Source organism: Acinetobacter sp. UBA3106 (genome assembly GCA_002365595.1).
Lineage (GTDB): Bacteria > Pseudomonadota > Gammaproteobacteria > Pseudomonadales > Moraxellaceae > Acinetobacter.
In genome coordinates, this window is sequence record DFAM01000011.1 from 64,959 (window position 1) to 89,353 (window position 24,395).

19 protein-coding genes are annotated in these 24,395 nt (G+C 38.6%); 6 read left to right on the top strand and 13 right to left on the bottom strand.

The window, feature by feature from the left end; genetic code table 11:
• Positions 1 to 25 precede the first annotated feature (25 nt).
• Complete coding sequence (locus B4C48_RS04960; RefSeq protein ID WP_291354502.1) at positions 26 to 1,426, bottom strand: amino acid permease; 1,401 nt, start codon at positions 1,424 to 1,426, stop codon at positions 26 to 28.
• 196 nt (positions 1,427 to 1,622) lie between these two features.
• Complete coding sequence (hppD, locus tag B4C48_RS04965; RefSeq protein ID WP_291354503.1) at positions 1,623 to 2,684, bottom strand: 4-hydroxyphenylpyruvate dioxygenase; 1,062 nt, start codon at positions 2,682 to 2,684, stop codon at positions 1,623 to 1,625.
• A gap of 983 nt (positions 2,685 to 3,667) precedes the next feature.
• On the opposite strand from hppD, the gene B4C48_RS04970 reads away from it, so the two are divergent.
• The 3 genes from B4C48_RS04970 to B4C48_RS04980 all read left to right on the top strand — a co-directional run bounded on the left by B4C48_RS04970 (position 3,668) and on the right by B4C48_RS04980 (position 7,758).
• Positions 3,668 to 4,729: a 3-deoxy-7-phosphoheptulonate synthase gene (locus B4C48_RS04970; protein ID WP_291354504.1), complete on the top strand. Its 1,062-nt coding sequence runs from the start codon at positions 3,668 to 3,670 to the stop codon at positions 4,727 to 4,729.
• Between the two features lie 253 nt (positions 4,730 to 4,982).
• Positions 4,983 to 6,161: a PilT/PilU family type 4a pilus ATPase gene (locus tag B4C48_RS04975; protein ID WP_291354505.1), complete on the top strand. Its 1,179-nt coding sequence runs from the start codon at positions 4,983 to 4,985 to the stop codon at positions 6,159 to 6,161.
• Positions 6,162 to 6,561: 400 nt separating this feature from the next.
• On the top strand, positions 6,562 to 7,758 hold the full coding sequence (locus B4C48_RS04980; RefSeq protein WP_291354506.1) for a PilT/PilU family type 4a pilus ATPase: 1,197 nt from the start codon (positions 6,562 to 6,564) through the stop codon (positions 7,756 to 7,758).
• Between the two features lie 79 nt (positions 7,759 to 7,837).
• Here B4C48_RS04980 and B4C48_RS04985 read toward each other — a convergent pair whose 3' ends face one another.
• The 5 genes from B4C48_RS04985 to B4C48_RS05005 all read right to left on the bottom strand — a co-directional run bounded on the left by B4C48_RS04985 (position 7,838) and on the right by B4C48_RS05005 (position 13,204).
• Positions 7,838 to 9,016, bottom strand: coding sequence for an MFS transporter (locus tag B4C48_RS04985; protein WP_291354507.1), 1,179 nt, complete (start codon positions 9,014 to 9,016; stop codon positions 7,838 to 7,840).
• 302 nt (positions 9,017 to 9,318) lie between these two features.
• The gene (gcvH, locus tag B4C48_RS04990; RefSeq protein WP_086175697.1) at positions 9,319 to 9,693 is read right to left on the bottom strand and encodes a glycine cleavage system protein GcvH; all 375 of its coding nucleotides are present in this window, start codon (positions 9,691 to 9,693) and stop codon (positions 9,319 to 9,321) included.
• Positions 9,694 to 9,764: 71 nt separating this feature from the next.
• Positions 9,765 to 10,793 (bottom strand): helix-turn-helix transcriptional regulator, encoded by a 1,029-nt coding sequence (locus tag B4C48_RS04995; protein WP_291354508.1) that lies wholly within the window; start codon positions 10,791 to 10,793, stop codon positions 9,765 to 9,767.
• Positions 10,794 to 10,901: 108 nt separating this feature from the next.
• Positions 10,902 to 11,351 carry a MaoC family dehydratase gene (locus B4C48_RS05000; protein WP_291354509.1) on the bottom strand — a complete coding sequence of 150 codons (450 nt, stop codon included), beginning with the start codon at positions 11,349 to 11,351 and terminating at the stop codon, positions 10,902 to 10,904.
• The gene (locus B4C48_RS05005) at positions 11,351 to 13,204 is read right to left on the bottom strand and encodes an ABC transporter ATP-binding protein (RefSeq protein WP_291354510.1); all 1,854 of its coding nucleotides are present in this window, start codon (positions 13,202 to 13,204) and stop codon (positions 11,351 to 11,353) included. Before B4C48_RS05005 ends, B4C48_RS05000 begins: the two co-directional genes overlap by 1 nt.
• A 626-nt stretch (positions 13,205 to 13,830) precedes the next feature.
• On the opposite strand from B4C48_RS05005, the gene B4C48_RS05010 reads away from it, so the two are divergent.
• Together B4C48_RS05010 and B4C48_RS05015 are read left to right on the top strand one after the other, a co-directional pair.
• Positions 13,831 to 14,118: a hypothetical protein gene (locus B4C48_RS05010; protein WP_291354511.1), complete on the top strand. Its 288-nt coding sequence runs from the start codon at positions 13,831 to 13,833 to the stop codon at positions 14,116 to 14,118.
• A 227-nt stretch (positions 14,119 to 14,345) separates the two neighbouring features.
• Entirely contained in the window at positions 14,346 to 14,606 is a 261-nt protein-coding gene (locus B4C48_RS05015; protein WP_291354512.1) for a hypothetical protein, read from the top strand.
• A 349-nt stretch (positions 14,607 to 14,955) separates the two neighbouring features.
• On the opposite strand, the gene B4C48_RS05020 is transcribed toward B4C48_RS05015, so the two are convergent.
• The 6 genes from B4C48_RS05020 to B4C48_RS05045 form a co-directional block, all read right to left on the bottom strand.
• Positions 14,956 to 16,377: a cryptochrome/photolyase family protein gene (locus B4C48_RS05020; RefSeq protein WP_291354513.1), complete on the bottom strand. Its 1,422-nt coding sequence runs from the start codon at positions 16,375 to 16,377 to the stop codon at positions 14,956 to 14,958.
• Positions 16,378 to 16,468: 91 nt separating this feature from the next.
• Positions 16,469 to 17,740: a mechanosensitive ion channel family protein gene (locus tag B4C48_RS05025; protein WP_291354514.1), complete on the bottom strand. Its 1,272-nt coding sequence runs from the start codon at positions 17,738 to 17,740 to the stop codon at positions 16,469 to 16,471.
• Positions 17,741 to 17,952: 212 nt separating this feature from the next.
• Entirely contained in the window at positions 17,953 to 18,489 is a 537-nt protein-coding gene (locus B4C48_RS05030) for a DUF2058 domain-containing protein (protein WP_291354515.1), read from the bottom strand.
• Between the two features lie 14 nt (positions 18,490 to 18,503).
• Positions 18,504 to 19,178 (bottom strand): YoaK family protein, encoded by a 675-nt coding sequence (locus tag B4C48_RS05035; RefSeq protein ID WP_291354516.1) that lies wholly within the window; start codon positions 19,176 to 19,178, stop codon positions 18,504 to 18,506.
• 33 nt (positions 19,179 to 19,211) lie between these two features.
• Positions 19,212 to 20,405 (bottom strand): serine/threonine transporter SstT, encoded by a 1,194-nt coding sequence (sstT, locus tag B4C48_RS05040; RefSeq protein WP_291354517.1) that lies wholly within the window; start codon positions 20,403 to 20,405, stop codon positions 19,212 to 19,214.
• A gap of 318 nt (positions 20,406 to 20,723) precedes the next feature.
• Positions 20,724 to 22,448: a SulP family inorganic anion transporter gene (locus tag B4C48_RS05045; RefSeq protein WP_409449781.1), complete on the bottom strand. Its 1,725-nt coding sequence runs from the start codon at positions 22,446 to 22,448 to the stop codon at positions 20,724 to 20,726.
• 377 nt (positions 22,449 to 22,825) lie between these two features.
• On the opposite strand from B4C48_RS05045, the gene B4C48_RS05050 reads away from it, so the two are divergent.
• Positions 22,826 to 24,391, top strand: coding sequence for a sensor domain-containing diguanylate cyclase (locus tag B4C48_RS05050; RefSeq protein ID WP_291354518.1), 1,566 nt, complete (start codon positions 22,826 to 22,828; stop codon positions 24,389 to 24,391).
• Positions 24,392 to 24,395: the final 4 nt, after the last annotated feature.

Consider the following 24,395-nt stretch of genomic DNA (forward strand, 5'->3'; position numbering starts at 1 on the left):
CCTTTGTTATAGGAAGTAAAACAAATCAAGCCTTCGGTATAGAACGCATTTTATCTTTTAAAGCTAACTCGTGGTCCGGTATTTTTTTATTTTTAAAGAAATAGGCAATCAGCAGTACTGAAATCCAGACCGGAATCATCAGGACCGCAATACGCATATCGGGAGTCTGACTCATAATCAGCAAAATACCGCACATAAAAATAATGCAGACATAATTGGTAAAAGGGTAGGCAATGCTCGGAAACTGGGTTGAAGCATTCATGGCTAGCATGTGTTTTTTGAATTTTAAATGCGTATATGAAATAACCACCCAGTTAATTACAATTGCGGCAACCACCAGCATCATCAGCAAGTTAAAGGCTTTTTCTGGAAACAGGTAATTGATGAGCACACAGATTAAAGTAAAAAATGCAGAGACCATGACGGCATTGAATGGAATGCCACGACGATTAATTTTACACAAAAATTTAGGTGCATTGCCTTGTTGTGCCAAGCCCAACAACATACGGCTGGTACAATAATTGGTACTGTTATAGACAGAAACAGCCGCAGTCAGCACTACAAAATTTAAAATCGTCGCGACCGTTTGACTACCCAAAGAATCAAAAATAAGGACAAAAGGGCTGCCGCCTTGTGCCATTTGATTCCAAGGATACAGTGACAAGATAATCACCAGACTCAAGATATAAAATAAGAGCACCCGATAAACAATTTGGTTAACAGCTTTGGGTAAGGTTTTTTGCGGATTATCGGTTTCCGCAGCCGCAATTCCGACCAGTTCAATCCCACCAAATGCAAACATGATCATCGCCATGGCCATAACCAATCCCATGACACCATTCGGGAAAAATCCACCTAATTCCCATAGGTTTTGCATACTGGACTGTGTACCACCACTGCCACTTGCAAGTAAATAACTGCCAAAGGCAATCATGGCGATGATGGCCAAGACTTTAATAATGGCTAACCAGAATTCCATTTCACCAAATAGTTTGACGTGTAAAAGGTTAATCACATTAATAAAAATAAAGAAGCCTAGGGCTGAAACCCAGGTTGGAATTTCAGGCCACCAATAATGAATGTAAAGGCCAATTGCACTCAGTTCGGCCATGCAGACCAAAATATTCAATACCCAGTAATTCCATCCCGACATAAAGCCGGCAAATTTACCCCAGTATTTATAAGCAAAATGACTAAACGAGCCGCTCACCGGTTCTTCTACAATCATTTCACCCAATTGCCGCATCATTAAAAAAGCAATCAGCCCGGCTATGGCATAACCTAAAATGACTGATGGACCCGCAAGCTTAATAGTTTGTGCAATACCGAGAAATAGTCCGGTGCCAATAGAGCCACCCAGTGCAATCAGCTGGATATGACGATTACTTAAACCTTTTTTCAGGTTTCCTTGTTCAATTTGCTGCATTTTCTATCTTCATCCATGCTGAGATAGTGCTCTATTTTGATGAATGCAATTCTATTTCATTCTTGTTTTATTCAATCATCAGAGCAGTATCAGAAATATGATTAAAATCATTTCATTGAGATATAAATTTTTCATGCACACAGCAGGTGTGTGCATGAAAAATTATTACAACGTTAATGAAAAGATTGAGCTGAAATTAAGCTTTTGAAATATCCAGGACGCCGCGTTTAATCTGGTCGCGTTCAATAGATTCAAACAAGGCCTTGAAGTTGCCTTCACCGAAACCGTCATCGTCTTTGCGTTGAATAAATTCGAAAAATACCGGACCCAGCATATTTTCAGAGAAAATTTGCAATAACAAACGCTTGTCTTCATTTTGGGTATTGCCATCCAGCAGAATGCCACGCTTTTGCAATTCATCAGTCGGTTCACCATGATTTGGCAAACGCTCTTGCAGCATTTCGTAATAAGTATTTGGTGGCGGTGTCATAAATTTGGCGCCCAAGGCTTTTAATTTATCCCAGGTGCCAATCAGGTCATCGGTAATAAAAGCAATATGCTGAATGCCTTCACCATTAAAATCACTTAAAAATTCAGCAATTTGGCCATTACCTTTGTCGGAATCCTCATTCAATGGAATACGGATTTTTCCATCAGGCGCGGTGAGGGCTTTAGAGGTTAAACCGGTATATTCACCTTTAATATCGAAATAGCGAATTTCCTGAAAATTAAAGATTCTTTCATAAAAATCTGACCAATATTGCATACGGCCTTTATAAACATTATGAGTTAAATGGTCGATTTCTTTTAACCCCGTTCCTACCGGATGAGAATTAACGTCATTAAAGAAGATGAAGTCGCTTTGATAAATATCTCGATCGACCAGGAAAATAGGTGAGCCACCAATCCCTTTAATTGCCGGAATATTCAGTTCCATTGGGCCGATTTTTGAATAAATCGGCTCTGCACCTAATTCAATGGCTTTATTAAAGGCTTTGGCTGCATCTTTGGTTCTAAAGCCCATTGCACATGCAGAAGGGCCATGTTCTTTAAAGAAAAATGCGGCATAAGATTCTGGTTGATAATTGAGAATGATATTAATATTGCCTTGACGCCATAAATACACATTTTTAGATTTATGCTTGGCAACTTTGCTAAAACCGATCGTTTGAAAAATTTCATCTAGATCGCCATCTTTAGATACGAATTCAATAAACTCAAATCCACAAAGTTCTAAAGGGTTTGCTAGCTTATTCATACAACGTCCTCATTTTCTTAAAGCAATCCTATTGCCTGTTTTTTAAAATATTCACTTTTAAACAAACGAGAAAAATCATATCAATCAGTTCAATTTTTATGACAAATCCGTTTGTCTCATCCTTTATTTATCGTTACAGTCCTTCGTTTCAGAGCAAACCTTATACGATAAATTTGATTTATTTTCACATCATACGGTGGTCCATTAATTATTCAATACATAAACTAATTACGAATTACGTAATTTTCAGACTAAATCAATCCATCATATAACATAAAGTAAGGATATATATAAAATATTGTTTTGAGTTTTTTGATGCATTTACTCAGCCAATAATTGTTTATTTTTGTAAATATAATTTTTTTTAAAAGTTTAAAATTGATTTATCTGTTTGTTATTTATATAAATTAAATTTCTATAGGAGTAGTGGAGAAATTGAAAAATGATCGAATAAAAAATAATTTAGCGAAATGATGCAGGGATAACTCGAAATAAATGAGAAGAGGGTTTAACAAGTTTTTTTAAAACAGATCCCACTTCAGCCATGAAGGCGGGTTTTTAAACAATATATAAGCAAAAGTTTAATGATTGATGTATTTTTATTTTAAATAAAACTATTGTCAAACCCAGCAATACAGCGTATTTTAATTTCAAGACGCATACTTTTTTGAAGAAATAAAGATGTTAAAGCAACCTGTACTCTCAAACGCAACTTATTATTTTTGGCAATTTAGATAATTGCCTGAATGCGTTCGGGCAAGAAAAGGTTGCCCACCAAGTTTATAACCTGATCGGCAACCCTGATCAGGTTTTTTTATATCTTATTTTTTTATACATTTTTGGAGTTATCTCATGAAAACATTTAATTATTCATACTTTAGCAATTTTTATTGGTTTTACTTTAATCAAATGATGACGCAATCCATTAGACCCATAACACTCAAATAAAAGATTGGACTGATTGAAGTCCCCAGGAAAGACCAATGAATGCTTTAAATACTGCTTTACAACAAACTCAAACAACTGCAAAAGAAACCCTTTTAACTTTGCCGCATCAATTGAAGGCGCAATTGCCTTTATCAAATAAGCTGGCGCAGCAAATTACTGAGCAGCGTCAAATCATTCAAAACATTTTAGATGGCAAAGACCATCGTTTGATGATTATCACAGGCCCATGCTCAATTCACGATCCCGTTGCTGCACTTGAATATGCTGAAAAATTACAACAATTACAAAGCCAAGTAGCAGATCAGATTTTCCTGGTTATGCGTGCCTATATTGAAAAACCACGTACCACTGTTGGCTGGAAAGGTTTCCTGTATGACCCAAATTTAGATGGTTCATCGGATATGCAGTTGGGGCTAGAAAAATCACGTGAGTTATATCTTCAAATTATTGAAATGGGCTTACCAATTGCTGCGGAAATTTTAAGTCCAATGGCAACCGCATATTTCGACGATTTACTGGCTTGGGGAGCGATTGGCGCACGGACCAGTGAATCTCAAATTCACCGTGAAATTTCCAGCCATATGCCATATAGCATCGGTTTCAAAAATGGCACGGATGGCTCCATTCAAATTGCACTGGATGCCATCCATTCTGCATCGCATCCCCATCAATTCTTAGGCATGAGTCAATCTGGCTTGCCTTGTATTTTACAATCAAACGGTAATCCAAAAGCCCATCTGATTTTACGCGGTGCAAATTCAGGCCCTAATTATCAGTTGGCTGAAATTGAAAAGATCAAAGAAAAATGCAAAGGTGAATTACCGGCTTTGGTGATTGACTGCAGTCATGGCAATAGCCACAAAAATCCGCTTTTACAGCCAGAAGTACTGCGTACCATTGTCGCTGAGCGTTCGCAAAGCCATGCTCGTGGGATAATGCTGGAAAGTCATCTGGTTGATGGTCAGCAAAAGATTTCCTGTGATATGACTTATGGCCAGTCGGTGACAGATGGATGTCTGGGCTGGACAAAAACAGAACAACTGTTGTTAAATATAACTGATTCACTGCGACTGCAAAGTTTAAAGCGTAGTGCTTAAGTTTAAGGTTAGGTCTTTCCTCAATCCATTGGGGAAAGACGGTATCAGGTCAAACTGATAAGCAGAATCTATACGGATGTTTAATGCAGTGCATTAAGTATTTTGAAATGCAGGATAATGATTATTAAAATAATTTTAAAAATTTAATAAAATAATAACTGATTTAAAAAATAAACAATAACAATAATTTATTAGAGGTCAAACCCGAACCGTTTTATGTGGCTGGCGGGGTGATGATCTCAGGAATCCCGATATGTATAGCCCTGAATTGCTCGATGAAGCACGTAGATTGATGCACCACATGTTGACCAAAGTGGTTGAATATGGTGGTTCAGATCTTTTTATTACAGCAGACTTTCCACCGAGTATCAAACAGCAGGGTTTGATGAAGCCTTTTGGTCAGCAAAAACTGACGGCGGATAAAACTCGTTTATTTGCCTATGCCTTGATGAATACCAGGCAGATCCAGGAATTTGAATCGGTCATGGAATGTAATTTCGGTATGAGTGTGCCGGGTATTTCACGTTTCCGGGTTAATGTGTTTCAGCAACAGCACAATGTAGGCATGGTGATCCGAACAATTACTACCGATATACCAAGCTTTCAGCAATTAGGATTACCAAACTCGCTGCAACAGGTGATTATGGAAAAACGAGGACTGGTTCTGATTGTTGGCGCGACGGGTGTCGGAAAATCTACTACGCTGGCGGCCATGGTTGATTACCGTAATACTCACACTGAGGGGCATATTATTACCATCGAAGATCCTGTGGAATATGTTTACCAGCATAAAAAGTCGATGATTACACAGCGAGAGATTGGGGTTGATTGTATCTCCTGGCATAACGCACTCGTTAACACGATGCGTCAGGCTCCAGATGTCATCGTCATTGGTGAAATTCGGGATACAGATAGCATGGAGCAAGCGATTGCCTTTGCCGAATCAGGACACCTGTGTCTTGCCACGCTGCATTCCAATAATGCAGACCAAGCCCTAGATCGCATTATCAACTTTTTCCCCGAAGAACGCCGTAACCAGCTGCTGATGGATTTATCTGCCAATATGAAAGCTGTGATTTCCCAGCGCCTGATCCGAACAGAGGATGGCAAAGGTCGTCGTGCTGCGGTTGAAATATTGCAAAATACCCCTTTGGTGTCTGACCTGATCCGTAAAGGTGAATTTTATGAGTTAAAAACCATTATGGCGCGCTCGCGTGAACTGGGGATGCAAACCTTTGATCAGGCACTTTTTGATTTATACAATCAAGGCGTTATTTCTCATGAAGAAGCTTTGCGTAATGCAGATTCAAGTAATGAACTGCGCCTGCAGATCAAGTTAAAGAGTAGTCGCATCAATCCGGTTTTACAGGCAGAACGCGGGCAAATATCCATACTCGAGCAATCCAGTTCTCATAAAATTTCTACTCATTAATGCATGACTCTTTAAGCAAATTGAAAGTCAGCTGAAAAATAGTGGGTGATGAATACGCGAGGGGCTGAAAGTAAAAATAGCTTTTGGCCACTTATTTAAATTTTTTATTTGTGATGTTGAATGAAAAGGAGTGAAGAATAATATCTCCTTAACCCTCATTTCCTAATTACTGAATATTACTTCCTATACAAATATTTTTTTTGAATGCCAAAGCTTAAAAAATTAATCATGTCCTGTTATTTTTATTTTTTTTGAAATAAGTCACATAATTATCTAAAAATATTTTCTTTATGGACCAAATTTATTTGAGGCTTTAAAAAAAACGCTGCACAATAAAATCAAAATATATAGGCATAGCCTGCTATTAAAATTCATGCATTTTCGCATGATCGGGGAAAATATGTATAGTACGGAATTACTGGAAGAAGCACGTAAAATAATGTTCCATATGCTGACCAAGGTAGTGGAATACGGCGGCTCGGATCTCTTCATTTCAGCAGATTTTCCACCCAGCATTAAACATCAGGGTTTGATGAAACCCATTGGTCAACAGGCCTTGACTGCAGACAAGACCAAACTGTTTGCTTATAGTCTAATGAACGAGAAACAACGGCTTGAGTTTGAAAGCGAGCTGGAATGTAACTTTGCCATTAGCGTGCCCAATGTTTCGCGTTTTCGTATTAATGTCTTTCAGCAGCAGTTACAGGTCGGTATGGTGATTCGAACCATTACCGCAGAAATTCCAAATTTTACCCAGCTCCAACTTCCTGAATCCTTAAAACATGTGATGATGGCAAAACGTGGTCTGGTACTTGTAGTCGGTGCAACCGGCTCGGGTAAGTCGACTTCTTTAGCTGCCATGATTGATCACCGTAATGAAAATTCTGCCGGACATATCATTACTGTTGAAGATCCGGTGGAATATGTGCATAAGCATAAGAAATCGATGATTACCCACCGTGAGGTCGGCGTCGATAGCCATTCATGGCACAATGCCTTGAAAAATACTTTGCGTCAGGCACCTGATGTGATTTTGATTGGTGAAATCCGCGATACCGAAACCATGGAACACGCCATTGCCTTTGCCGAAACCGGACATTTGTGTTTAGGGACGTTACATGCCAACAATGCCAACCAGGCGCTAGATCGTATCATTAACTTTTTCCCGGAAGAACGTCGCAATCAATTATTGATGGACTTATCTTCAAACATGAAAGCTATTATTTCCCAGCGTTTGGTACGAACTCAGGATGGACGCGGACGTCGTGCAGCGATTGAAATTCTGCTGAATACGCCATTAATTGGCGATCTTATTCTGAAAGGCCATTTTCATGAACTCAAAGAAATTATGAGAAAATCCCGTGAATTGGGTATGCAAACTTTCGATCAGGCTTTATATGATTTATATAATGAAGGTGCGATCAGTTATGAAGAAGCCTTGCGGAATGCCGATTCAATGAATGAATTGCGCTTGCAGATTAAACTGAAAAGTAACCGCAAGGATGAAACGGTGCCAGGATCAGCTACATCATTCAGTATGGTGCAAGATAAAGCTCCGGAAGACGGTCAAGCTCAGTCTGACCAAGAAGCCTCTTAATTCAACTACATCTTTTTATAAAAAATAGGCATTCATTCCTACCAGATAATGCCTATTTTATTGATTCAATTATTTAGAATTATACAGACTTCGGTTGATCGATGAACAACTTATAAAATACCAAACTAAGTGCCGTGATCACCGCACACATGAGATAGGTAAAACGATAACCTTGATTAGCGATCACCATCCCTAACAAGATCGAACCAATTGCGATACCAATATCGTAAAAGGTAAAAAAGGTTGAAGTTGCATGTCCAATTCGGTCTTTTGGTGAGCGCTGAATGGAAATTGTTTGTAAACAGGGTTGAGCTGAACCAAAGCCCATACCGACAAATATCGCAGCCAGCATCAATCCGGTTACTGTATTGACTTGGCTTAATACCATCAGTCCAATTGAAAATAATGCAATAGCAGGATAAACCACGTAATTTGCGCCTTTGCGATCATAAATTTTCCCAGTGATGGGTCTTAAACTCATCATAGAAATGGCAAAAACCACGAAAAATAAACTGGCATAAGCCAGTAAATTTTTTGACTCTGCAAAGGTTGAAATAAACGACATAATGCTGGCATAAGAAAAAGAGATGATCATGGCCATAACCGAAACGGGCAAAGCCTTCTTTTCAACAAAGTCATGAATGGATAATTTACGCTTAACAGGTTTGGCCTGCATTTTTGGTATTGCTTGAATTGGAATCAGGAAGCAAAAGATAAAGCCCAGACAAATAAGGGCAGCCAGAATCGCAGTAACGGTCGGATAAGAAAGTTGTTGAATAAGCGTCAAACCGATTAAAGGCCCCAACACAATCCCTAAATTAATAGACATGACAAAATAGCCCATACCTTCACCTTTACGCTGTGCAGGAATAAAGTCATTGGCAATAGGAACCGCTACCGTGGTTAAAATACTGAACCAAATCCCATGCAACAGCCGAATGGCCAAAAGTAGGTTCAGACTATCTGCAAAAATATAGGCAAATGAAAAAAGACAGAATAAAGTCTCTGAAATATAAAGGGCTTTTTTGCGTCCGATTTTTTCAATAATTAAACCACTAAAGGGGCGAACAGCAATCGAGGATGCCATAAATAGCGTCATGGCCAGACCTGCCTGAGCTAAAGTTCCATGCAGGTTTTTTAAAATATAAATCGGTAGGATAGTGGTTTGGGCAAAATAAAAGATAAATAAAAACAAGTTATTGGCCAGACACAGAATAAAGGATTTATTCCATAACTGTTGTGTATTTACTGGAGTCATGATTTACCTAAATTTATAAGAAAAAGACGACTAAAGAGGCTTATCGAGCTCATTATTTTTTTAGTTATAAATTATTTTTTGTAATTGAAGATAAGTCAGCTTATCGTTGGCTGGGGTTAATTCTAGAAGAATATTCCCAAAAAGTACAGCAGTGTAAGAATATAATAGAATAGTTTAATAAATAAGAGTGTTTTTATTGGGTCTTAATATCATATTGTGAATTTATAATGATTTTTTTAATTAAAATTATCCGAAATAAAAAAATCAGCCCCTAAAGACTGATTTTTTTATTTAAAACAGGATTATAAACCTGCTTCATATTCACTGCTTGAAAGTAATTTTTCGACATCCGCCATATTGTTAGGCTTGATTTTATAAATCCAGCCCTTGCCATACGGGTCATCATTGACAAAATCAGGATCATCTTCAAGTGCTGAATTCACTTCAACCACTTCACCTGAAACAGGTGCATGGATGTCTGAAGCAGTTTTAACCGACTCAACTACACCAGCCTGTTCACCAGCAGTGATTTGTTGACCCACTTCTGGTGCTTCAACATAGACCAGATCACCCAAAGCATCCTGTGCATGGTCAGAAATACCGGTAATAACCAGATCACCTTCAACTTTGACCCATTCGTGCGTAGTGGCGTACTTTAACTCTGAAGGGTGATTCATGGATGACTCCTTTAAAATATTCAAATCATTTTTGCCATGTTTTATACATGTTTTTTGATAAAAACAAAAGTTTATAGATAAGGATCTTTACGCCAATTGCTTGGACTACGTCCACTCCAGCGTTTAAAAGCACGGCTGAAATTGGCCACATCGCTATAGCCAATTTCATCGGCAATCTGCTCAAGGGTGTAATCAGTACGTGAAAGCAGGGAAGTCGCATGACGATAGCGCACTTCATCCACGAGGGTTGAGAAGGAAGTACCTTCGGCAGCCAATTGACGTTTTAAAGTCCGATCGGACATATGCAGACGATCTGCAACGTTTTCGATGCTTAAATAATGCTGCTCTGAATTGGTCAAAATATCACGTACCCGCATGGCCAGGCGACGGCGCTCACCCAAGGCAGACAATTCGGCTTCACATTGGTTAATCGCAATCTGGCTGGCAATCGGGTCAGCATTGACCATCTTTAAACCGAGATATTTTTTATCAAAACTGGAAAGCAAATGCGGCTGTTCAAAACGGAACTGATGCGATGGGAATTTTGCCATATAGCGTTCAAAACCGGGCGGTTTGGGAAAATCAAAATCAATCTCACCAGAGAGATCTTCACAACCGGTCAGGGCTTTGGCCATGGTGATAATACCAAAGGTCAGGGCAATGGCAATTTCAGTCCGCAGGGGTTCAAGGTCAAAATCACATTGCAACTGTAGCGTGGCTTTTTCACCAAAAGTAGAAAAATAAAGCTGTAAAAATGGCAGACGCAGCTGAATAAAGCGGTTCGCCAGGATCAAGGCATCGGTAATATCGTGCGCGGTCATAATGGCATAGCCAATAAAGCCATGAATCGAGATACGCATCTGGGTTCCTAAATGGAAACCCAGAGTCGGTTCACCGGTTAGGCGTAGTGCATGCTTGACCAGCTCATTGGCAACGGGCGTCGGAATACGAAAGTTGGGATCTGCCAATTGTTCACTGTTTAAGTGAAAAGGAGTAAACAGTGCTTCAGCAGTATAGCCCCAACGCGACACTACATCTAACAGCAGCAGTCCATAAACACCTGGTATTCCTTGATCCTGTCTTGGAGAAATCGTTTTCATGCGCCATCCATTGCATTTATTCGTTTTTCTATTTGTCGGTACCATATTGGCATGAATTGAAAACGTAACTTGTTAAAATTGTTCGACAATACTTTGAAAGCCCGAATCTTAGTCAGGCTTGTATTCTTTTTTAAAAACCAAAATTTTAGTGGTGGAAATAAGTAATACATCATGATTCTGATTGAATGCCTGGGTTACATAACTGACTATAGCGCGGTCAGTTTTACTTTTTGATGGCGTAATTGCCACAATTTCCACTTCCACATGAATCTTATCGCCAGGACGGGTTGGACGTGGCCAGCGAAGGCTCGATTCCGAACCAATCAGACCATAAGCGACCGGAAAACACTCTGTCCATAAACGCATGGTCACTGCACAGGTGTGCCAACCACTGGCAGCAATACCCTGAAAAACCGGATGCTCTTTGGCCTGATCTTCATCGGTATGAAAAACCTGAGGATCATACACATGCGCAAATTGCTTGATTTCTTCCAAGGTCATTTCATATTCACGGCTAATGAAACGATCGCCGACGTTTATATCTTCTAAATACAGCATTAATGCGCTTCCTTTTTCTTCAATGCCTGTTGTTCTATTAAAAAACTACCGGTTTGTCGTTGCCACAAATGTGCATAAATACCGCCTAATGCAACCAGTTCATCATGCGTACCTTGCTCTACAATTCTGCCTTCATCTAGAACCACCAGACGATCCATTTGCGCAATGGTGGATAATCGATGCGCGATGGCAATGACGGTTTTGCCTTGCATCAGTTCATCCAGACTGGACTGGATGGCCGCTTCAACTTCAGAATCTAACGCACTGGTGGCTTCATCTAAAATCAGGATAGGAGCATCTTTTAAAAATACCCGGGCAATCGCAATACGCTGACGTTGACCACCAGACAGTTTTACACCGCGTTCACCGACATAGGCTTCATATCCGGTTTTACCACGCAAATCAGTAAGCTGTGGAATAAAGTCTTCCGCCTTGGCCTTACGCACCGCTTCAAACATATCTTCATCTGTTGCATCGGGACGACCGTATTTAATATTTTCGGCCACGGTGCGATGTAACAAAGAGGTATCTTGAGTCACAAAAGCAATATTTTTACGCAGACTGTCCTGAGTCACATCTTGAATATTTTGGCTATCGATCGAAATACGACCTTGGTTGATATCATAAAAATGTAGTAACAGTTGAATCAGTGTGGATTTTCCTGCACCAGAACGCCCGACAATGCCAATTTTTTCACCCGGTTTAATGGTTAAATTAAAATGATCAATCACATTTTTATTCTGATAAGCAAAGCTGACATCTTCAAATTTGATTTCACCATGCTGGACCTGTAAAGGTTGAGCTTCGATTTTGTCTTGAATATGAATCGGACGGCCTAAAGTCTTCATGCCATCTTGAATGGTACCGACATTTTCAAACAGGGCAGAAGATTGCCACATCATAAACTCGGCAATACTGTTGAGCTTTAAAATCATGGCAGTCGTTGCTGCAATAATACCGAGTTCCGCCTGACCATTAATCCAGAGCCAAATAGCGGTACCTAAAACCCCGACATATAAAACCACACTCAATAAATTTATGCTGATTTCGTACTGGGCGCCCAGACGCATCTGTTTATACACCGTGATCATAAAGTCTTGCATGGACTCTTTGGCATACTTACTTTCACGGCCAGCATGGGCAAATAATTTAACGGTTTGAATATTGGTATAGGCATCCGTAACACGACCGGTCATCACTGCCCGGGCATCGGCCTGTTGACTTGAAATCCGGCTTAAACGTGGAATAAAAAAGCAGGCAGCAGAAATAAACAGCACCAGCCAAAGCAGCAGAGGCAAAATTAGTAGGGGGGAAATTGACCCCAGCACAAAACTGATGGTGACAAAGTAAATTAGCACATAAGCCAGCATGTCACCTAAAATTACCCAAAACTCACGTACTGCAAGCGAGGTTTGCATAACTTTGGCCGATAAACGCCCGGCAAAGTCATTGTGAAAAAAATCCAGGCTTTGCTGTAACAGTAAATTATGGAAGCGCCAGCGTAAACGCATGGGAAAAGTACTGTATAAAATCTGGTGTTTGATAATGGACTGCATGCTGGCAAATAGAATATTGGCCAATAAAATACAGGTCAAAATGGTCAAATTTTGCGTATGTTCGGCTAAAAAAGTTTCAGGCTGGCTCTTGCTTAACCAGTTAACCAGATCACCAATTTTTGAGTAAAGAAAGGCTTCAAAACTTGCAGCACCTGCAGTAAAGAGGACCAGTAACAACAAATAAGGACGTACCCCATGGGCGGCTTGCCAGACAAAAGGAAAAAAACGGGTCGGAAGTGGTTCGTTTAAACCTTTGGATGGATAAGGATTGACGAGTTTTTCAAACCACTGGAACATGCAGATTTCCTTAAGTAAATACCAAATATGCTAAAGTTTATTGGAGCTTTGATAGTATCAATAATAATGTAACTAATATCTAAAAGCTTGTTGAAATCAGTGAAACATTTCATTTGAACTGTAAAGCTGATGGGAGCAAGTAGAAAAAGAAATATAGATTCATATATTGAGTATATGTTTAACAACGACAAAGCTGTATGAAATATTATGTCGAGTCATTCATGCTTAGTGATTGGAGAATTGAACAAAAGCGTTTTTAGCTTCAACAAATGTCGAAAGCAATTCAATAATCGAACTTTTGTCTATTGCACTAGGCTAATTTTTTATTTTTTATTAAATTTATCAATTAGTTAAATTTTATTAGTTTCTGAATTAATAGATTCAGTTTTTCATCTCATCAATTTCTCATATTCATGCTGAAGAAAATTTTTATTTAGACACTCATCCATGAAATTAATATTAAAACATCAAGCTGAATATGCTTATTGATAATATGCTGACCATAAATTTATAGAGTATTTTTTTGAAAAATAAATAAATTTTTATAAAAAATAATTAACAATTGCATAACAAATAGCCTAATTAATTTACTTATTATTTCAAGTTATATTGAACGTGATTAAATCATGTCTGGACTAATCGAAATGAAAAATACGGCAAGTTTTCACCTGTTACAGCAAGTATATAATTTTATCGCTGAGAGACCAGAATTTAAAACTAAAGGCGAGCTGGATCTTATGTTGGATTTTTTTTCGGTTATTCATGAAGATGATCAAAAAGATATACGATTAGATTCCTCTTCTAAATTGATTGGTAAATTTGGAAGTCGAGAAATCGTGAATATTCAGCTGGCACCCTCTTTAAGAAATAAAAATGAATTCCTTTCTTGGGCGTATAAACAGCTGCATGGTTAGTCGGAAAAAGAGATTTTTTAAAAATTTTTTTACATAAAAAGATAGAGTATAAATTTCTATTATTAAGCTCATATAAATGGGATTCTTATAATAAAATTGATATTTTAATTTATTTAAAATTACTTACGTAAAACATGTATTTAAATACATATGCAAACATAAATTAAACACCTTTTGAAGGTGTTTTTCTTTAATTTGTTAGGCTAAATCATAATAAGAGCGAAAAAATGCCTAAAATTCTGATTCTAAAAGAGGTCACTGCGAAGAGCGCCTGTGGCACTAAAATAATTGTTGAACAGGTTTTTGAAAAGATTTTAAATCAAGCAGGTTTAATCTGGTTGCCCTTACCCAAAATAGTGATTACGGAAAAAATTATTGATTTAAATGAAAATAATTTTTTTACTCATCCTGCAACAGGAAAAGTTTTTGAGGTAATGAACGAAAAAGAACGATTTAAGTTCAAAAGAAAGACTCAACCTTTATATTGAGCATATTTTTTAAAACAAAAAACTCATAAAATTTATTTATACAGTATTTTCTAAAATCAAAATAAAAAAAAGTTCAGCTAGCAAGCTGAATTTATTTAGAATAAATATTTTTACCTTCTGAAATATTTCAATTAAAATAATTTAAATTGATTGAATGATTTTATTCGCCAAGTTGATTTTACATTTAAAATAATCACAGCTTAAACATTGCTTTCGGATTATAATGGCTCTCTTAGAGCAGCATTAAGCTGAAAATGAACAAAAGAGATTTCAAGGCGCTGGATTTGGGTCCAACTGGAAAAGCTATTCTTCAAAGCTCTCTGATCTCTGATTTATAATCTCTAAAAAGTTATATCGCCTTAAAAACCTCTATTGCGCGTTTTCTCGATTGGCTTAAATCCACAATGGCTTGCGGGTAATTTAATGCTTGATCATGTTCATAAGCATACGGTTCATGAATTTTTTTTGCATTCAGATGCGCCAATTCCGGTACCCAGGTCCGTATATAATCGCCATTTTTATCAAATCTTTGTGATTGCGAGACAGGATTGAAAATTCGGAAATAGGGCACTGAATCTGTGCCTGTTGAAGCACACCACTGCCAGCCACCATTATTGGCTGCCAAATTGCCATCAATTAAATGCTGCATAAACCATTTTTCACCCAGACGCCAATCAATCAGCAGGTTCTTGGTTAAAAACATAGCAGTAATCATGCGTACCCGATTATGCATCCATCCGGTTTGCAGCATTTGACGCATGCCTGCATCAACAATCGGAATTCCAGTTTGCCCTTGCTGCCAGGTAAGCAGGTCTTGTTCAGCGTGTCGCCATTGAATCTTTTGAGTATTGCTTTTAAAAGGCTGATGTTTGGACACAGCAGGAAATTGATAAAGAATATGTTGATAAAACTCACGCCATAACAATTCATCTAGCCAGGTTTGTTGTCCTATATTGTCTATATGGAAATAGCCATTTTGCTTTCTAAACACAGCTTGTAAGCACTGCCTGATTGAAACTGCACCGATATTTAAATAGGGAGATAGTTGACTGGTTGAATTGAGATGAGGGAAATCACGCTCTTGTTGATAATATTCCAGTTTAGAGTCAATAAAATTGTCTAAAATTTCCAGCGCATAATCTTCAGTCACCGGCCAAAGTTGCTGTAGTTGATCCGAGGCAGGACTTTGCATATAGGTGGATGCACTGATGTTTGTATTTTCTAGCTCCAGGTTCAGCTCTATTTTTTTCTGCTGTGCGATTGCCGGATAGCCTTGCGGTAGGCTGATGCTGAGTAGTTCATAGCAACGCTTTTTAAAAGCACTAAACACTTGATATGGCTGATTGGATTTATTGCAGATTGAACCGACAGGAAAAATGGTCTGATCATGATAAAGCTCAAGCGAAATCTGATGCTTTTCCAGATTTTTTTGCGTTTGGGCATCACGTTTTAATTCATTGACCCCAACTTCAATATTGGCATGTACAGCATTAATGCCAAGTCGCAGACAAAGCTGCAGCATTTCATCGGGGACATCCTTCCATAAAGGAATGCATTTGATCAGCAGAGGAATATTCAGTTGATTGAGCTGTGATTTGAGCGTTTCCAGTTGGCGTAAATAAAATATTTTTTTGGCTGGACTGTCATCATGTCGTAGCCATTGCTCAGGTGAGAGCACTGCCAAGGCAATACAATTTCCAGATTGAGTCGCATGCCAAAGCGCAGCATGATCGTGTATACGCAAATCCTGTCGAAACCATATCAATTGCATAAAACAAGGATGCCTTATTTTCAGTTAAATCATTCAATTATAAATAAGAAGAATAGCAATATGCTTTAAATATTGCATCATCCTCTTAGTTTTAAAGTTTAGGATTAGCGGATTCGTCTTGATCAACCGAACGTGCCGTGAATTGCCTGAAATCAGTACCGGATGGCGCCTGATAAATTCTTAAACCAAATTCAGGGACAATGGCAATCAAATGATCAAAGATATCAGACTGGATCGCTTCATAATCCTTCCATACCGTTGTATTTGCAAAAGCATAAATTTCCAGTGGTAGACCCTCACTGGTCGGTTGTAATTGTCGAATAATCAGTGATTGATTTTGCGCGATGCCGGAATGCTGTTTTAAGTAAAACTCAACATAGGCGCGGAAGGTTCCTAAATTGGTTAAACGGCGCTGATTGTATAAAGATTGGTTCGAGAGTTGCTGGTTGAAGCTTTCCAGTTCGTCATGTTTGCTATTTAAATATTGATCCAGCAATAAAAATTCTTTCAGCTTTTGCTGTTCAGCCGGGGTCATAAAATGTACGCTGCTTTGATCAATAAAGATTGATCGTTTAATCCGCCGAGCTCCCGCATAAGCCATACCGCGCCAGTTTTTAAAAGTATCTGTCACCAGTTTATTGGTTGGAATAGTGGTTAAGGTTTTGTCAAAATTTTGCACGGTAATGGTGTGCAATGACATATCAATGACATCGCCGTCGGCATTCAGTGAAGGCATCTCTATCCAGTCACCAATTCGCACCATGTCATAAGATGAAATCTGTACTGACGCGACCAAAGAGAGAATGGTATTTTGAAATACCAGCATCAGTACTGCTGCCATGGCACCAAAACCTGCCAGCAAGGTAAAGACATCTTTTTTAAGGAACGTACCTAAAATCATCAAGCCACAGACAATAAAGATGATCAGCTTAACCAGCTGTAAATAACCTTTAATTGGCTTGTTTTTTGACTTGGGATTACGTTGATAAACCAGATTGAAAATACTTAAAAATTCACTGATAGCCAAAGCAATGGTAAGAAAAATAAACGCTTGTGCCGCCATTTGAACAAAAACAATGACTTTTTCTGAAAGATGCGGAACCGTGATAATTCCGTTCATAATCACAATGGCTGGCACAATATTGGAAATCCGTCGGATTACGCTGTGCTGGGCAAAAATTTCATGATTGACAAATTTCATCTTGGAAATCAGTTGGCGAATACCGCGAACCACAACCTGCTTGGCAATAAAATTTGCCAGGAATGCCAGTAAAATTAAAATACTGAGAGAGGTGAGCATTTCTAGCCATGGATATTGATCTGACCAGTCCTGAATATTTTGTATAAATGCCAATTGTTGCAAAACTTACCCTGAAATTTTTAAATGATGAATAGTGTATAGGGTTATTTTTTTATTCTAATAAAGATAACGTTTTATATACATGAACTAAAACAAAATTCACCAGCTGCGCTGATACTGGAATGGCTTAATTTTTTATCATGATTTTGTTCTTATAGTCTATGCCAATACGAATACTGGCATAGAGAACTACTTTAACTATTGATGAGCGAGACTTACCACATTAAATCATCAGGAATGACATAAGCGGCATAAGGATCTTCCTCATCTGTGGTTTGTTCATTCTTCTCGGAATTATTCACAATGATGAAGCCTTCCATTTTGTCATTAATGCGCTCTGCCAAAGCCTTGGGTAAAACAGCGTAACTTTCAGCTTCTTTGGCAATAATGAGTGAACCAGCAACTAGGGCATTGTAAATCTGCTGATTGAGATAAATCTTTTTGACTTTATTGTCATCAATAAATTGATAGGCAACTTCACCATCGGTATCTTTAATTTTGTGCTGATTGATCATTTGAACAATGGCAGCTTTTAATTCTTTACCTTGTAACAGGCGTTTTTTCTCTAAATCCAGTGCCTGATCGCGAGCCAGTTTCTCTTGCTGATCCTGGGCAATTTTGGCCTTTAATTCAGCTTCGTTGCTTTGTCCGGTACGTTGCTCATGTACAGCCTGTTTTGACAGTTTTTTAGCCTTTTTATTATCGACTAAACCCGCTTTTAGCAATTGAGCCTGTAATGCATTTTTGACCATAATAAATTCCGATATTACTCTTGAGTCTGTCGATAACGATAATAAATCACCCAATAAATCGAGCTAAGGGTCCAACTTAACATCGCAGGGATAAGGAATGAGTTCAATTTTAAATAAGGATACATCAGGCTCGCAAGTAAACCGCCAATAAAAAATCCAAATAAAATGAGTAAATGAAGAATAATGCGTCGACTTTCTACTTCTAAACCACGTAGCCTGTAACCTAATGCCAAACCCAAATCGGTCAAAACGCCTGATAAATGGGTCGTGCGGATGATCGTGCCTTTATAATGACTGACCATGGCATTTTGCACACCCATCGCTACACACGCCCAAAGCAAAGCATAACGAGGAAAATAGGGCAATAAAAACCAGCATAGCATAATAAAAAGAGCCACCAAGCTTAAAGGTAAACCGTAGCGGCTTCCTAGCTTAAACTGGCTATTTCCCAGTATCAATCCGCTATAACAGGAACCGATCACATAACATAGGACAACCAAGCTCAAGTAGAGGATCTGTTCAGGTTGCCACTTGAGTAAAGCCATGGCCAAGATGCTGACATTACCGGTCATGTGTGAAACGGACTGATGCAACACGGTCACCAGTCCGAGGACGTTAATCATTCCTGCATTCATTGCAAGAAAAAAAGCACCTAATTGAACCCAGAGCGGTAAAGTTTGAAGAGGCATAACGTCATAAAAAAATACTTAATAATGACTATCTTAATCCAAACCACGATCAACAGCAGCAGTAAATAGCACATCTGTTGAAGAATTTAATGCCGTTTCAGTCGAATCCTGTAATACGCTAATCACCATACCAATCGCAACCACTTGCATGGCGATATCGGAACTAATGCCAAACAGGCCACACGCAACAGGAATCAGCAGTAAAGAACCACCGGCAACACCAGATGCACCACAAGCAGAAACGGTTGCAAGCACAGATAAAACCAGCATGGTGGTGAAATCAACCGAAATACCTAAAGTATTGACGGTTGCCAATGTTAAGACGGTAATGGTGACTGCGGCACCCGCCATGTTAATTGTTGCACCGAGTGGAATAGCGACACTTGCTGTAGATTCATTCACCCCTAAACGCTTGGCTAAATCCAGATTCACAGGAATATTGGCTGCCGAGCTTCGGGTAAAGAACGCGGTAATGCCACTTTCACGTAGACATTTAAACACCAGCGGATAAGGGTTAGCGCGAGTAACAAAGGCGACCATAATTGGATTAATGACCAATGCCACAAAGAACATGGTGCCAATCAATACAGTGAGTAATTGGGCATAGCTTTCAAAAGTATTTAATCCCGCTTCAGCAACTGTTACCGCAACCAGACCAAAAATACCGACCGGGGCAAAGTTAATCACCAAACGAATTACACTATTTACGGCATTTGCAGCATCGGTTAAAAAGATTTTAGTGCTGTCTGATGAGTGACGGAACGCAGCACCCAAAGCAACAGCCCAAGCCAAAATACCAATAAAGTTTGCTTCACTAATCGCTACCACAGGATTTGCCACAAAACTTAAAAGCAGATTTTTTAAGATTTCAATCAGGCTGCCCGGTGGTTGCAGGTCCGCATTTGCCGGGATATCCAGGAATAATGTACTTGGAAAAAAGATACTGGCAATTACTGCACTTAATGCAGCCAAGAACATCCCAATGCTATACATCACAATAATCGGTTTAATGTTGGCGCTATGGCCGACTTTAAAATTGGCAATAGACGATAAAACCAGAATAAAAACCAATATAGGTGCAACAGATTTAAGAGCTTTAATAAACAAGTCACCCAAGAGGCTTAAATAGGGAGCGACATTAGGGAACAAAACAGCAACACCAATACCTAAAATAATGGCGATAATAATTCGGGAGACTAAACTCAAACGCATTAAAGCAGAAAACATAAAGGTGCCTTGTCACACATACGAGGACTAAAAAAATCACAAAGATATGCGGCATTTTATACCTAAAATTGATATTGCTAAAAAATAATTTCCATATAAAAACTAACTGTTTATTTTTAAAGTCGATATTTTCAATTTTTAATTAAAATTTTTCATATTTTGAAATATTCAAGTAATACAAATGCTTCTGCTTATTCTGCTGTGTTGTATTTGGTCAGGCCATTCTATTGGATGTATTTTAGTCTTTCACTAAAGTTCAAAAGCTATTTTTGAGAGCAACACCAGAAATCCCATGTCGCTAGTTTTATCTCATTGATCTTAAAAATCTTCTGGGGAAAGTTCTTGCATGGCCTGAAAATGCGAAAGATAAATCTTGCCACTTAAGTGTTTCAGCAATTTTGAATGCTGTAATTTATCCATCACTGGACCCTTAATTTCCGAGAAATTCAGTTTAATGTTCAATTTATTAAGCTCGGCATTCAGATCTTCCAGCATTTCCAGCGCACTCAGATCAATAGCACTAATACTGGAACAGTTAAGAACCACATGCTCTAAATCAGCATATTGACTCATAGCATTAATCAGAAAGCCTTTAAAAGTATTGGCATTTAAAAAGGTCAGGTTTTCATCTATCCGCATGGACAAAACTTTGTTGGAGGTCAGTACATCATGACGCTGTATATTTCTAAAATGCTGGGTTCCTTCGACCAGACCAATGACCGCAATATGCGGGCGGCTGATACGCCAGAGCAGCAAAATAAAGGTAGAGACAATCCCCAACAGCAAACCGGTCGAGATATCGATGCAGAGCACACCAAAGAAGGTAATCCACATGGCAATACCGTCTGCTTTGGAATAACGCCAAGTTTCAATAAATGGCTTAAAATCAACCAGTTTCCAGATAGACACGATGATGGTGGCTGCCAGAATGGCCAAAGGTAAATCACGGAAGAAACCAGTAAAATAGAGGCTGACCAGGATAATAAGCAGGGATGAAATCACGCCTGCCAGCGGCGTTTTGGCACCGGCATCTGCATTGACCACCGTGCGCGATAAACTTCCGGTGACTGGAAATGCCGAGCTGAGACCGGCACTTAGATTGGATAAACCTAACGCAATCAGTTCCTGGTTACTATTTAAATGACTGCGTTGCTGTAAGGCAGTGGCCTGAGCAATGGACAGTGATTCGACAAAGCTGATCATGGCGATCATGGCTGCACCTGGCAACAAGGTCATGACCAGATCCAGATTCCAGTAGGGCATACTCAGCGGGGGAAAACCAGAAGGAATTTCTCCTACCGTTTTAATGCCCACGGCTTTTAAATCTAAAAAATAGACCGCTGCAATTGAAATCACCACCAAACTTAAAGGCAAGGCTTTAGTCAAAAAAGCTGTCGAACCTATCCGGCTTTGCACAGCATTAGAATGTAAAACTTTAGGAAGATAAATCAGAAAAATAAGTGCAAGCAGACCAAATATTAAAGATGGCAGATTGCTGTAACTCATATATTGCCAAACACTGAGTACAAATTCGGGAATATTATTGGCTTTTAAAGGCACATCGACCAGAAATTTGAATTGACCTAAAGCAATCAACAAGGCAGAAGCAATAATAAAACTCTTGATGACCGGATGACTGATCAGCTGAATCAGAAAGCCAAATCTAAAAATTCCGAGCAACAGCGAAATAACGCCCACCATCACGGCCAGTAGGCAGGCAGCCTGTATATAAACAGGAGAGCCAACTTCAAACAGTGGATTGAGGGTTGCGAAGGTCATCATGGAAATAATCGCGACAGGGCCAATAGACAGTGTAGGACTGCTCCCGACCATGGCGTAAATGATCATGGGCAGAATACTGGCATATAGTCCTGTAATTGGCGGTAGTCCTGCTAGCATGGCATAGGCCATTCCTTGCGGAACCAGCATTGCAATGACAATCAGTGCTGAAAGAAGGTCAGATTTAAATTTGTTTTGATTGTATGTACGCAGCCAGCGCCAAGCGGGTAATAACATGGTTAAGCGAAAATTTAAATCTGACATATCTAAAACTAAATCACTATTTCAGATATATTATGCATAAAAAATGCTAAGAAGTCTTGTGAGTAAGATAGGGACTAATGACATTTACTGTGCAAAAATAGCGAGAACTTAAAATCTACTCGCCAAACCAGATTCAGCAGCAAGTGCAGTTCAGATAAAAAGATAATCTTTTTTGGATTTAAAAAGTAAGCCTGCAAGGTATGCTTTGAGTTCCCGCAGATTATGATGACTTTTCCATCGAGACGTTACCTCAAAAAAGCTGGGCTCCGATATTCTCGGCACGATTCAAATCGAAATTCATGATTAAAATTTTGTTAATTTTATCGATAAATATGTTATAAAATGTAAATATGGTCACACTATTTTAGGGTCAGGTTTTGAAACAGATTCTTTTGGCACTTAAATTAAATCTTCGAAAACTGATCCTGATTTCGACTATTATCAGTGTGTCGTGCTTATTTATTGTGTCTGTATTTATTCTCAATTATGTGATTAAAGACCAGCTCATTCAAAATTCACTTTTAGTGAATGTCAAATATGCTTCAAAGGTTGCCAATAGTGCAGATCAGCATTTTGATGATATGCTGAAAGAGTTAAAATATAGTGCTGACCTGTTAGGACAAGATTTTTCTAATCCTCAATTAATACAAGAAGAAACAAAGCGTCTTAAAAATCAATCGAACAAATTTAATAGTTTATTAATTGTAGATCCGCAAAGAAGAATAGTTTCTTTTGCGCCGCAAAGTTTAAATTTGAGTACTCATATCTCATATAAATCAGTCGGCATTACTGAGTCTTTAAAGCATAAAACCACCTATATTTCTTCTCCTTATTGGTCAGTGAGACATAATCTGGTGGTAATGTTGTCGCAACCCATTTATGACCGAAATAAAAATTATCAGGGCATGATTGGCGGCACGATTTATCTACAAAAAAATAATCTTATCCAGAAAATGCTTTCAACCGAATATGATTTTAAAAAAAGTTATATGTATGTCATTGACCAGGATAATCGAATTATTTTTCATCCAGATCCGAAAAGGATTGGCGAAAAAATTGTCAATAATACCGGGCTGGACTATATGGTACATAAACGAATAGGAAATGTCCGGTTAATCAATAGTCGGGGCGTCGAAAATTTGGCAGGTTTTGCCTATATTCCGAGTACCAACTGGATTGTCGTTTCCCAGCAACCAACCGAAGAACTGTTAAAGCAAGCCAATGTGATTCTTTTAAAAGTTTCGGTCGGAATTTTATTTTTCTATTTATTTATCTTTTTTATTGTCTGGAGAATGTCGCGCTTTATTTCTTCACCTTTAAATAGCTTGGCGAAAATGGCCAGTATGCTTAATCAGCCAGACATTCAGGATAAAATTAAACAGGTTGATCCCTGGTATTTTGAAGTTTTAAAGTTTAGAACCTCATTGCTGCTCAGTTCCCAAGCCTTTACTGAAAAGATTACGGAACTGCGTCAACATGTAAATACCGATCCACTGACAGGTTTATATAATCGACGGGGAATGCAAATCTTTTTAAAAGAAGTGGTGAGTCTAGAGAGAGATTTTGCCGTCCTTGCAATTGATATCGATTTTTTTAAGAAGGTGAATGATACTTATGGTCATGATCAGGGAGATATCGTTTTAAAAACCCTGGCCAGTTTTATGAATAATAATTTCAGAGAGGGAGACATTTGTTGTCGTATAGGCGGGGAAGAGTTTATTGTATTAATGACCACCTCAGACCCTAAGGTCGCTTATAATGCTGCGGAACGTTTAAGAAAAACAATGGAATCAAGCAACATTAATTCTATCGGACCCATCACCATATCTATTGGAATTGCCTTTTGGCCTAAAAGCTCGGACAGTGTGAGCGAAGTTTTTAAAATGGCGGATAATAAACTTTATCAAGCTAAAAATAATGGACGTAACTGTATTCGTTATTAGAGCA

Coding starts and splice junctions, on each gene's coding strand:
- B4C48_RS04960 (WP_291354502.1), bottom strand. CDS start 1,426: ATGCAGCAAATTGAACAAGGAAACCTGAAAAAAGGTTTAAGTAATCGT.
- hppD (WP_291354503.1), bottom strand. CDS start 2,684: ATGAATAAGCTAGCAAACCCTTTAGAACTTTGTGGATTTGAGTTTATT.
- B4C48_RS04970 (WP_291354504.1), top strand. CDS start 3,668: ATGAATGCTTTAAATACTGCTTTACAACAAACTCAAACAACTGCAAAA.
- B4C48_RS04975 (WP_291354505.1), top strand. CDS start 4,983: ATGTATAGCCCTGAATTGCTCGATGAAGCACGTAGATTGATGCACCAC.
- B4C48_RS04980 (WP_291354506.1), top strand. CDS start 6,562: ATGTATAGTACGGAATTACTGGAAGAAGCACGTAAAATAATGTTCCAT.
- B4C48_RS04985 (WP_291354507.1), bottom strand. CDS start 9,016: ATGACTCCAGTAAATACACAACAGTTATGGAATAAATCCTTTATTCTG.
- gcvH (WP_086175697.1), bottom strand. CDS start 9,693: ATGAATCACCCTTCAGAGTTAAAGTACGCCACTACGCACGAATGGGTC.
- B4C48_RS04995 (WP_291354508.1), bottom strand. CDS start 10,793: ATGAAAACGATTTCTCCAAGACAGGATCAAGGAATACCAGGTGTTTAT.
- B4C48_RS05000 (WP_291354509.1), bottom strand. CDS start 11,351: ATGCTGTATTTAGAAGATATAAACGTCGGCGATCGTTTCATTAGCCGT.
- B4C48_RS05005 (WP_291354510.1), bottom strand. CDS start 13,204: ATGTTCCAGTGGTTTGAAAAACTCGTCAATCCTTATCCATCCAAAGGT.
- B4C48_RS05010 (WP_291354511.1), top strand. CDS start 13,831: ATGTCTGGACTAATCGAAATGAAAAATACGGCAAGTTTTCACCTGTTA.
- B4C48_RS05015 (WP_291354512.1), top strand. CDS start 14,346: ATGCCTAAAATTCTGATTCTAAAAGAGGTCACTGCGAAGAGCGCCTGT.
- B4C48_RS05020 (WP_291354513.1), bottom strand. CDS start 16,377: ATGCAATTGATATGGTTTCGACAGGATTTGCGTATACACGATCATGCT.
- B4C48_RS05030 (WP_291354515.1), bottom strand. CDS start 18,489: ATGGTCAAAAATGCATTACAGGCTCAATTGCTAAAAGCGGGTTTAGTC.
- B4C48_RS05035 (WP_291354516.1), bottom strand. CDS start 19,178: ATGCCTCTTCAAACTTTACCGCTCTGGGTTCAATTAGGTGCTTTTTTT.
- sstT (WP_291354517.1), bottom strand. CDS start 20,405: ATGTTTTCTGCTTTAATGCGTTTGAGTTTAGTCTCCCGAATTATTATC.
- B4C48_RS05045 (WP_409449781.1), bottom strand. CDS start 22,448: ATGTCAGATTTAAATTTTCGCTTAACCATGTTATTACCCGCTTGGCGC.